7 protein-coding genes and 1 pseudogene are annotated in these 9,054 nt (G+C 55.2%); 6 read left to right on the forward strand and 2 right to left on the reverse strand.

The genetic code is table 11. The features are described 5' to 3' along the window. Positions 1-160: 160 nt before the first annotated feature. Together RDM37_RS08140 and RDM37_RS08145 are read right to left on the reverse strand one after the other, a co-directional pair. Entirely contained in the window at positions 161-880 is a 720-nt protein-coding gene (locus RDM37_RS08140) for an aminotransferase class IV (protein ID WP_308556629.1), read from the reverse strand. A gap of 66 nt (positions 881-946) precedes the next feature. Then, positions 947-1,912 (reverse strand): annotated as a pseudogene (locus RDM37_RS08145) (aminodeoxychorismate synthase component I); the annotation flags it as partial. 266 nt (positions 1,913-2,178) lie between these two features. Here RDM37_RS08145 and RDM37_RS08150 point away from each other — a divergent pair. The 6 genes from RDM37_RS08150 to RDM37_RS08175 all read left to right on the forward strand — a co-directional run bounded on the left by RDM37_RS08150 (position 2,179) and on the right by RDM37_RS08175 (position 8,355). Continuing rightward, the gene (locus RDM37_RS08150; protein ID WP_308556616.1) at positions 2,179-2,754 is read left to right on the forward strand and encodes an aminodeoxychorismate/anthranilate synthase component II; all 576 of its coding nucleotides are present in this window, start codon (positions 2,179-2,181) and stop codon (positions 2,752-2,754) included. 336 nt (positions 2,755-3,090) lie between these two features. After that, on the forward strand, positions 3,091-4,296 hold the full coding sequence (locus RDM37_RS08155) for an AAA family ATPase (RefSeq protein ID WP_308556618.1): 1,206 nt from the start codon (positions 3,091-3,093) through the stop codon (positions 4,294-4,296). Positions 4,297-4,552: 256 nt separating this feature from the next. Further along, positions 4,553-4,882 carry a hypothetical protein gene (locus tag RDM37_RS08160; RefSeq protein WP_308556620.1) on the forward strand — a complete coding sequence of 110 codons (330 nt, stop codon included), beginning with the start codon at positions 4,553-4,555 and terminating at the stop codon, positions 4,880-4,882. Beyond that, positions 4,879-5,457, forward strand: a complete 579-nt coding sequence (gene ruvC / locus RDM37_RS08165) for a crossover junction endodeoxyribonuclease RuvC (protein ID WP_308556622.1) — start codon at positions 4,879-4,881, stop codon at positions 5,455-5,457. The genes RDM37_RS08160 and ruvC overlap by 4 nt, the downstream gene beginning before the upstream one ends. Positions 5,458-5,485: 28 nt before the next feature. Continuing rightward, a complete protein-coding gene (locus RDM37_RS08170) occupies positions 5,486-6,898 on the forward strand; it encodes an alpha/beta hydrolase (protein WP_308556624.1) in 1,413 nt (470 codons plus the stop codon). An 11-nt stretch (positions 6,899-6,909) separates the two neighbouring features. Beyond that, positions 6,910-8,355 carry a leucine-rich repeat domain-containing protein gene (locus RDM37_RS08175; RefSeq protein WP_308556626.1) on the forward strand — a complete coding sequence of 482 codons (1,446 nt, stop codon included), beginning with the start codon at positions 6,910-6,912 and terminating at the stop codon, positions 8,353-8,355. Positions 8,356-9,054 lie beyond the last annotated feature (699 nt).

A 9,054-nucleotide genomic window follows, 5' to 3' on the forward strand; every position in this document is an offset into this window, starting at 1 on the left:
GCTTCCGAAACGAGAAAAAACTTCGCTTTTTACTTGCATATGAACTTAGAAAGCAGGGCGACGTATCGATGTACTGCGTCAAGCTGGTTTGGGGACGGACGCACGACCGTGCGTCCCTACACATCGTTACTCGTCTCCGATCTCCTCTAATCTCTAGTCTCTAATCTCTAACTTCTAATTCTATGCGCTCCGCCCACGGCATCATGGCGTTGATGAGCGCGATGCGATCGTAGGCGGGTAGTGTAGCGAGCGGTATGTCGCGCGGCGTCAGTACCCCCTCAGCGATCAGATGCGCACGCTGCACCCCGGCGAGTAGTGGCACACGAGGAGTGTACCAGCGGTTCCCTTGGCGCAAAGCGATATTCGTGTAGGAGCTGTCCGTGAGCAAGCCCTCCTCATTGACGATCACGATCTCATCCGCCTCGCCACGCAACTCTAGTAGTGCCTGCAAAGCTTCCCGGTCCGCCCACTTGAGGTGGTAGTCCATCGCCGGCGCAGCGACAGCTCTCAGCGACTCGATCGTACGACGATGATAAGGAGCGTAACCCACCTCCAGCGGCTCCGCATCGTATAGGAGACGACACTTGACCACCCCCATGAGCGACGCCGGACAAGGGTGCTGCGCCAGATAGTCCGCCAGTCGCCAGCGAGGCGTGACGCCATACGCAGCGAGCGACCGATCGACGCGCTCTTGGTGCAGAGGCAGCAGCTCTGGCTCGCCATCTACGTAGCGGATGCTCTCTAGTAATAGTGGTACGCGACTCATACGAATGAGACTGTTGCATAAAGGCGAATCGCCGCGTTGCTTTCGGGATTCGGCTTCGGTCACATACGGATGTATGCTCCCTTCAGACCTCACCCTCAGCGCCTTGCGCTTCATCCTTTCTGCAAAGTCTGGACAATCTTGCAAGCAAGATTGTGAGACTGTTGACTTTTGCAACAGTCTCACGAATGGTAGATAAACCTTCTGACACACCTCCCGATACTCCTCCGCGCACTGACTATTGATCGTGATCCCGCCCCCGCTACGGTAGCGCAGCCCACCATCCGCCTGCTGCTCTATAAAGCGTATCATCACGCCACTGTCTAGCGTCTCCCCGTCGAAGTATCCACAGATGCCCGTGTAAAAGCCTCTCGGCTCCCCCTCCGCCTCAGCAATCGCCCGTATGGTCGCCTCCTTGGGCGCTCCGCTAATAGAACCCGCCGGAAGCAGTTCGCTCAGGATGCTCCCGAGATGAGCGCGCCAGTCGGGAGCAAGCTGCCCGACGATCTCCGAGCTCACCTGAAGCAAGTGCCCACGACTAGTAACCAGTTCATCGATATACCTAAAGCGTCTCACCGCAACATGGTGACTCACGCGGCTCAAGTCGTTGCGTATCAGGTCGGTGATCGTGTAGTGCTCGGCTGTCTCCTTGTAGTCGCTGAGGATGGTCGCAGCAGCATCGGGCAGGGTCGCATCTATCGTCCCCTTCATCGGGTAGCAGCTGATCTCACGCCCCACGATGCGCACGAAGGTCTCAGGCGAAAAGCAAACGAACCGTCCTGGCAAGTAGCACTTATAGCGAGCCTGCGAACGAAGGAAGACCTCCTCCAGCGAGATATTGAGCTCTATGGGGGTCGCCACCGTCAGATTGGCCAAAAAGCTATCGCCTCGCTCCAGGGCATGACGGATCACTGCGAAACGCTCCGCATAAGCCTCCTCGCTGATCGGTGTAGCGTGTAGCACAGCCGGCGTATCGCTCACGGAGCGTACCGGGCTATTGGTCACACCGCCGATGTCGAAGCGTAGCTCTTGCTGCGCCAATGGCTCCTCGAGGAGGATCAGTTCGCTCATCTCATAGTCTAGGCAGAAGACAAAGGGCTTGCCCCGCCCGCCCAGTTCGTTGAGCCTATCAATCATCGATTGCTTCATATCATTCGCTCGTTTTACTCCATTTCAATTTCGCAAATCTCACGAGTAACGATTTGTAGGGACGCACGGTCGTGCGTCCGTCCCCGTTAAAGTCCTGACGCTGTAACCTTTGACGCAACGGACGCTCGACCATGTTTCCCCACGGGGCGACGTGGACGCACAGACCGTGCGTCCCTACAGGACGACGTGGACTACATATCATTACTCGTCAAGTGTGACCACTTGCATCGTTAGTATCTGCAAATATACTATCTTCGTAGCTTGTAATGAAACATCTACTGATAGCCGACAATCACGACTCCTTTGTCTACAACCTCGTAGAGCTCCTGCGGCAGCTCGACGAGTGCTCCATGGAGATACACTACACGGAGCAGATCACGCCCGCCATGGTCGCGCACTGTCACGGCATCCTACTCTCTCCAGGCCCTGGCATACCGACGGAGCAGCCCCACCTGATGCAGCTCATAGATAGTTACCACACGGAGCTACCCATGCTGGGCGTTTGCCTAGGACATCAAGCACTCGCCAGCTACTGCGGTGCCGAGCTAATGCAGCTCCGCGCCCCCCTCCACGGGCATACCGACCAACTCATCATCGATCATCACGACACACTGCTACGAGACATCCCCACCGGGAGCCGCATCGGGCGTTATCACTCGTGGGTCGTGCAGCCCGACAGCCTTCCCGACACACTACAAGTCACGGCACACGCGCAGTCCGACGGCACCATCATGGCACTACGTCATCGCAGCCTGCCGCTGTGGGGTGTGCAGTTTCACCCCGAGAGCTACATCTCTGACCACGGACGCCGCTACCTGCACAACTTCATCGCCCAGCTCTAGCGCATCGTCCCCCGCCTTCCGCCAAAAGTAGCTTTTCGAAAAGCTACTTTCGCTCCAAAAATCACTTTTCGAAAAGCTACTTTTGCCGCAAAAGTCGCTTTTCCAAAAGTTATTTTGTACCTTAGCTCCGTACTTATCAATGAGACTGTTGCAAAAGTCAACAGTCTCACAATCTTGCTTGCAAGATTGTCCTGACTTTGCAGAAAGGATGAAGCGCAAGGCACTGAGGGTGAGGTCTGAAGCTCACATACCTCCGTATGTGACCGAAGCCGAATCCCGAAAGCAACACAGCGATTCGCCTTTATGCAACAATCTCACCAATAACTCAACGAACGTATGGAGCAACAAGAGATACTTCCACTACTAGCCACCTATCATCGCCGGTTGGCTCTGATAGAGACCCACTTCGTGCGTGCTCTGCACGACCAGATACACTGGGAGTCGAGGCTCATAGGGATACGTGGCACGCGTGGTGCTGGCAAGACGACACTCCTCCTGCAGCACATCAAGCAACACTTTAGCCATGTAGACGATGCGCTATGGATCTCCCTTGACAATATATGGTTCAAGACGCATAGTCTCACCGACCTTGTAGCCTATCTGTATAATCATGGGCTGCGACATCTCTACATTGATGAGGTACACAAGTACCCCGACTGGGCCATCATCCTCAAGAACCTCTACGACAGCTACCCCGATCTCAACATCGTATACACAGGCTCCTCGATACTAGAGATAGACAACTCGCAGGTCGACCTCTCGCGCCGTCAATCGCTATACACGCTACCCGTGATGTCCTTTAGAGAGTATCTAGGACTCTATGGACTGATAGATATGGAGGCCCTCTCGCTCGAGGAGTTGCTCAGAGATCACGTCGCCATATCTATGGATATCGTCTCTCGCTGTAAGATCATCAAGGCGTTCAACGACTACTTAACGAGCGGGTGCTATCCCTTTAGCCTGGAGGCAGGTGAGGAGTATCTGCTCAAGCTGGCAGCGATCGCCACCCTCGTCATCGAGAGCGACATGCCTGCTGTCGAAAATGTCTCCTATGCCACTGTCGAGAAGACCAAAAAGCTACTGGCCATCATAGCGCAGAGCGTACCACTGGTACCCAATGTCAACAAACTGGGACAAGCACTAGAGACGACTCGTGATAATTGCTTGAGGATGCTATACACACTAGACAAGGCGCAGATTATCTCGCTCTTGACAAAAGAGGAGAAGAGCTACAAGCGCATCTCTTCTCCCGAAAAGATATACCTCGGCAACACCAATCTAATGGCTGCTCTAGGGGTGCCAGTCAATGTGGGGAACAGGCGGGAGACCTTCTTCAATAACCAGCTCCAAGCAGTAGCCACTGTTACCTTGCCTCCGAAGGGAGACTTCCTCGTTGACGGTCGATACCTCTTCGAGGTGGGGGGTGCTAGCAAGACCTTTGAGCAGATCAAGGACACCCCCGACAGCTACCTCGCAGTAGACGACATAGAGACCGGTAGCGGCAACCGGATCCCCCTATGGATGTTTGGACTACTCTACTAATCAGCCCGGTTGGCTGTTGGCTAGAGCTATCGGAGCTATCAGAGCTATCGGATCACTCAGATAGCTCCGATAGCTCCGATAGCTCTGACCCCTCCGATCCACTCCGATTAGCTCTAATCTCTAATCTCTAACCTCTAATCTCTAATCTCTAACTTCTAACCTCTAATCTCTAACCACAGGGGCATTTTTGTTATCTTTGCATCATACCATGGGGTGGCTCTCGAGCGCACCTCGCTAGATCAACGACAATATCCCTATGTATCGAGTCAACGTATCTCTCTTTATCAAAGCTCAGGAGTATCAGCTCCTCGACAATTTCCTACGCACTACGCTGGTGCCACAGCTACGTGGCGATGAGGGCGTGGCGCAGGTGGATCTCCTAGAGGTGATGGCACAGGCACCCGTCGTGAAGATGGCGCAGCCGATGGACGATATGGTCCTAGCTCTGCTCATCTCCCTAGAGCAGGAGCGAGATGTAGAGCACTACCTCTCTGAGGTACTGTGCGAGCGGCTGGAGCTGCTGGGCAAGACCTTTGGCGAGCGCGTCCTATACCATGTCACCCCGATGAGACAGATCGCACTATGAGCAAGTCACGTGGCGAGCGCATACTCATAGGCATCGACCCTGGCACCATCGTGATGGGCTACGGACTGCTCTCCGTGCGGGGGCAGCATGCCGAGATGCTCACTATGGGGGTCATCGAGCTGAGCCGATACGAGGACCACTACACCCGTCTGGGACGCATCTACAAGCGTGTGGCGGGGCTGATCGATGAGTTCCTACCTGACGAGATGGCTCTAGAGGCACCTTTCTACGGCAAGAATGTGCAGTCGATGCTCAAGCTGGGGCGGGCGCAGGGGGTCGCTATGGCAGCGGCTCTGAGCCGAGACATACCCATCGCGGAGTACGTGCCGATGCGTGTCAAGCAGGCGATCACCGGTACGGGGCAAGCTTCCAAAGAGCAGGTGGCGACGATGCTCCAGCGGGTGCTGCGCATTCCTGCCGAACTGATGCCGGAGAAGCTCGATGCGACCGACGGCTTGGCAGTCGCCTACTGTCACTTCCTGCAAACTTCTAATGCGGTGGCTACGTCCAACGTGAGTGCCAAGAGCTGGAAGGAGTTTATCAAAGCCAACCCCAACAAAGTGCACGGACTCTAAGCGAAACATAACCATCATAACAAGATCCATGACCTCCATCCGCAAACTACTCACACTCCTCTGCTGCTACCTCTGTGGCGCACTGCTCCTATCAGCGCAACAAGAGACAGGGCAGGCGCCTCCTCTTGGCATCTGGGAGGGCACCCTGCAAGTCTCAGGCACGGAGCTACCGCTCCGCTTCAACATCTTCAGAGATCAGCAAGAGACTATCTACTGCACAATGGATAGTCCGTCGCAGATGGCGACCGGTATCAAAGCAACGATTGAGCTTGCCGAGGGGATTGTCATCACCATACCGAACCTATACATTCGCTATGAGGGGAAGTACATTAGCTATGAGGGGAAGCTAACGAGTAGCGACACCATCGTGGGCACCTTCGCTCAGGGCGGTATGTCGCTACCGCTCACACTCGTACGGGCCAGCAAGCCCGCCAAGGCTGATCGTCCGCAGACGCCACAGCCCCCCTACCCCTACGAGACGGAGGAGGTGACCTTTTACAACGGCACAGCACCGCTCCACGGCACGCTCACCTACCCTGTCGGGCATCAGGCGGGGAACCGTGTGAGCCAAGTCGTGCTCTTTGTTTCTGGCTCGGGCATACAGGATCGTGATGAGACTCTTGCAGAGCATAAACCCTTTGCAGTGCTGGCGGACTACTTGGCACGGCATGGCGTAGCGACGCTGCGCTACGACGATCGTGGTTATCACGACGATATAGACTCGGTCACTGTTGCCGAGGCGACTACCGCAACGCTAGCGGACGATGCAGCAGCTGCGGTTCGCTACCTACGTGGGCGCAAAGCTTTCGACAAGGTGGGCGTGCTGGGGCATAGCGAGGGCGGTACCATCGCCTTCATGCTAGCAGCTCGAGGCGTACCTGACTTCATCATTAGCTTAGCGGGTAGCACGCTGCCGGGCAAGGAGGTGCTGCAAGATCAGATGGACCTGGCCCTTACTCGGGCGGAGGTGCCAGAAGAGCTTCGCGCAGAGTATCTGCGAGCTGCTGTGGCAACCTTTGACCAAGCTGCTCAGAGCGACCTGCGTGGCGAGGCTTTGGTCACCAAGGTGCTGTCGGAGGGACATTACCAGCTTCCTATCGGGTTGGTTTTGGATCTCAAGAAGGTTGCCGACGGACTGACCCCTTGGCTGATCTACTTCACACAGTACGATCCGAAGGGGGATATAGCGCAAACGCACTGCCCAGTGCTGGCGCTCAATGGTTCGCTAGACCAACAGGTGCTGGCGGACAAGCATCTACCCATCATCGAGCAGAGTCTCCCGACGGGGACACCGCGTCAAGTGCGTAAGCTGGAGGGGCTGAACCACCTCTTCCAGCATGCGACGACAGGAGCCGTGTGCGAGTACTATCAGATCAGCGAGACGATCGCTCCCGAGGTGCTGGAGCTGATCGCCGAGTGGATCACCCAACTACCTAAATAAAAAGTATATCAATGAGTAAGATCAAGACGCCACAGAGCGGTGAGACTGGGCAACTCTCGTGGCTATACGACCCCAAGGAGCAGTCGCTCACGCTATCAGGTGCGGGTGCTATACCCGACTACCCTATTGCAGAAACCCCATGGCAAGAGTTCAGAGATGAGATCAAGTCAATCGTGCTAGAGGAGGGGGTGACCCGCATCGGTGACTACGCCTTCTATGACTGCACGGCACTCACGAGCGTTGAGATACCCGAGGGGGTGACGCTGATCGGAGAGAGTGCCTTCTCCTGCTGCCAGAGCCTAGAGTCCGTAACGATCCCAGGGAGCGTCACGGAGATTGGCGAGGGAGCTTTTGAGTCTTGTGACAGTATGTTGGTGCTAGAGCTAGCCTCGGGGTTGAAGCGTGTGGGTGCCTTTGCTTTTAGCGAGTGCTTCTCACTTAGGGCGCTTGACCTGCCTGACACGGTGGAGCGGATCGATCGCAGTGCTTTTACGGGTACGGCGCTCCAAGAGTTGGTCATCCCCAGCAATGTGCAGGAGATCGGCGACAACGCCTTCAATGGGTGCATCAGGCTCAGCAGTCTCACGCTCTCGGAGGGCATCCGGGTGATTGAGGAGATGGCTTTTAGCAACTGTAGCGACCTCACGGAGGTGCTCATCCCCGCCTCGGTAGAGCGTCTAGGCGATGGTGTCTTTGCGGACTGTCTGGCCATGACGCAGATCGCCGTTGCCCCTGAGAGTGAGCACTTTGTCGTACAGGACAACATCCTATATAGTAAGGACCTGAGTACACTGCTACACTATCCGGCGGGTAAGGAGGAGCAGGAGTTTACACTGCCTGAGGAGGTGCGCAAGATTGCGGGGCTAGCCTTCGCGAGCAACTACTTTCTATCGGAGGTAACGCTGGGAGATCATCTAGAGGAGGTGGGGTCGTATGCTTTCGCCCGCTGCTCTTGTCTCACCTACATATATCTGCCACCGCAGACGACGCGTCTCGGGGTCTCGCCCTTTCACGACTGTACGATGCTCCTCGAGATTGAGGTCGATCCGAGCAACCCTTGCTACTCCTCGATCGATGGGGTCCTATATAATAAGGAGCAGACGCAGCTCATCCAGTACCCTGCAGGGCTGTATGAAGACTTCTACAAAGTTCCCGACACGGTGCAAGAGATCGCTGAATACGCTTGCTACGACGCCCAGGACCTCGAAGTCCTGAAGATACCCGCCGGGGTACGTAAGATCGGGGACATGGCGTTTGCCTTTTGCGATAAGCTCCGCGATGTGGAGATCCGTGTGGCCGACCCCGCACAGATAGAGGTCGGTATGATGGCCTTCTTTAGTGTGGCTGGTACGCCCCGCACGCTTCGTGTGCCGCAGGGGAGCCGCAAGCTCTACGAGAAGAGCGAGCAGTGGCAAGACTACTCCCATAAGATCGTCGAGCAAGAGGCGAAGCGGTAGACCTCAGAGGGCAGAGATTAGAAGTTAGAGGTTAGAGGTTAGAAATTAGAGTTAATCAGAGTGAATCGGAGCTAGGGACACTAGTGCCTCTAGCTAACAGCTAACAGCCAACAGCTAACAGCTAACAGCCAACAGCCAACCACCAACAGCCGACAGCCAACAGCCTCTAACCACTAACCACCTCTAATCTCTAACCTCTAATCTCTCCCCTCTAACCTCTAACCTCTAACCTCTAACCTCTAATCTCTAACTTCTAACCTCTAATCTCCCTTTACATCTCTTTACAGGGAAATTCGTCCGATTCCCTCCTTTCTCGAATATCCACGTGGAAAATCTCAAATCTCCACGTGGATATTTTTTATTTTCCACGTGGGCGTCATTCATTTCCTCCGAAGTTTCATTTGATTCCTCCGAGGAATTTTTTATTCCCCACCTGGAAAATAAAAATTCTCCACCTGGATATTTCGAAATATCCACGTGGAAATCCGTTTTCCCCGACACAGCACCGTATCGATATGTAGTCGACTATAAATTATTGTAACGAGTCAACCTCTAGTCGGAGGTACCCGTCCCTACTGCGCCCTGTAGGGACACACGATCGTGTCCAGTCGGAGGGCGTCCGTTGTCGAACCAGCCGACACGACTAGCCGACCGCTTGCGGTCGGACGAATCATAGCCCCCAGTCGGAGGAGCAAAGCT

Source organism: uncultured Porphyromonas sp., assembly GCF_902489635.1.
Taxonomy (GTDB): domain Bacteria; phylum Bacteroidota; class Bacteroidia; order Bacteroidales; family Porphyromonadaceae; genus Porphyromonas.

What these genes read in the sequence shown, in the direction of transcription:
- RDM37_RS08160 (WP_308556620.1), top strand. Translation starts at nt 4,553, where the DNA reads ATGTATCGAGTCAACGTATCTCTCTTTATCAAAGCTCAGGAGTATCAG.
- RDM37_RS08170 (WP_308556624.1), top strand. Translation starts at nt 5,486, where the DNA reads ATGACCTCCATCCGCAAACTACTCACACTCCTCTGCTGCTACCTCTGT.
- RDM37_RS08150 (WP_308556616.1), top strand. Translation starts at nt 2,179, where the DNA reads ATGAAACATCTACTGATAGCCGACAATCACGACTCCTTTGTCTACAAC.
- ruvC (WP_308556622.1), top strand. Translation starts at nt 4,879, where the DNA reads ATGAGCAAGTCACGTGGCGAGCGCATACTCATAGGCATCGACCCTGGC.
- RDM37_RS08175 (WP_308556626.1), top strand. Translation starts at nt 6,910, where the DNA reads ATGAGTAAGATCAAGACGCCACAGAGCGGTGAGACTGGGCAACTCTCG.
- RDM37_RS08155 (WP_308556618.1), top strand. Translation starts at nt 3,091, where the DNA reads ATGGAGCAACAAGAGATACTTCCACTACTAGCCACCTATCATCGCCGG.
- RDM37_RS08140 (WP_308556629.1), bottom strand. Translation starts at nt 880, where the DNA reads ATGAAGCGCAAGGCGCTGAGGGTGAGGTCTGAAGGGAGCATACATCCG.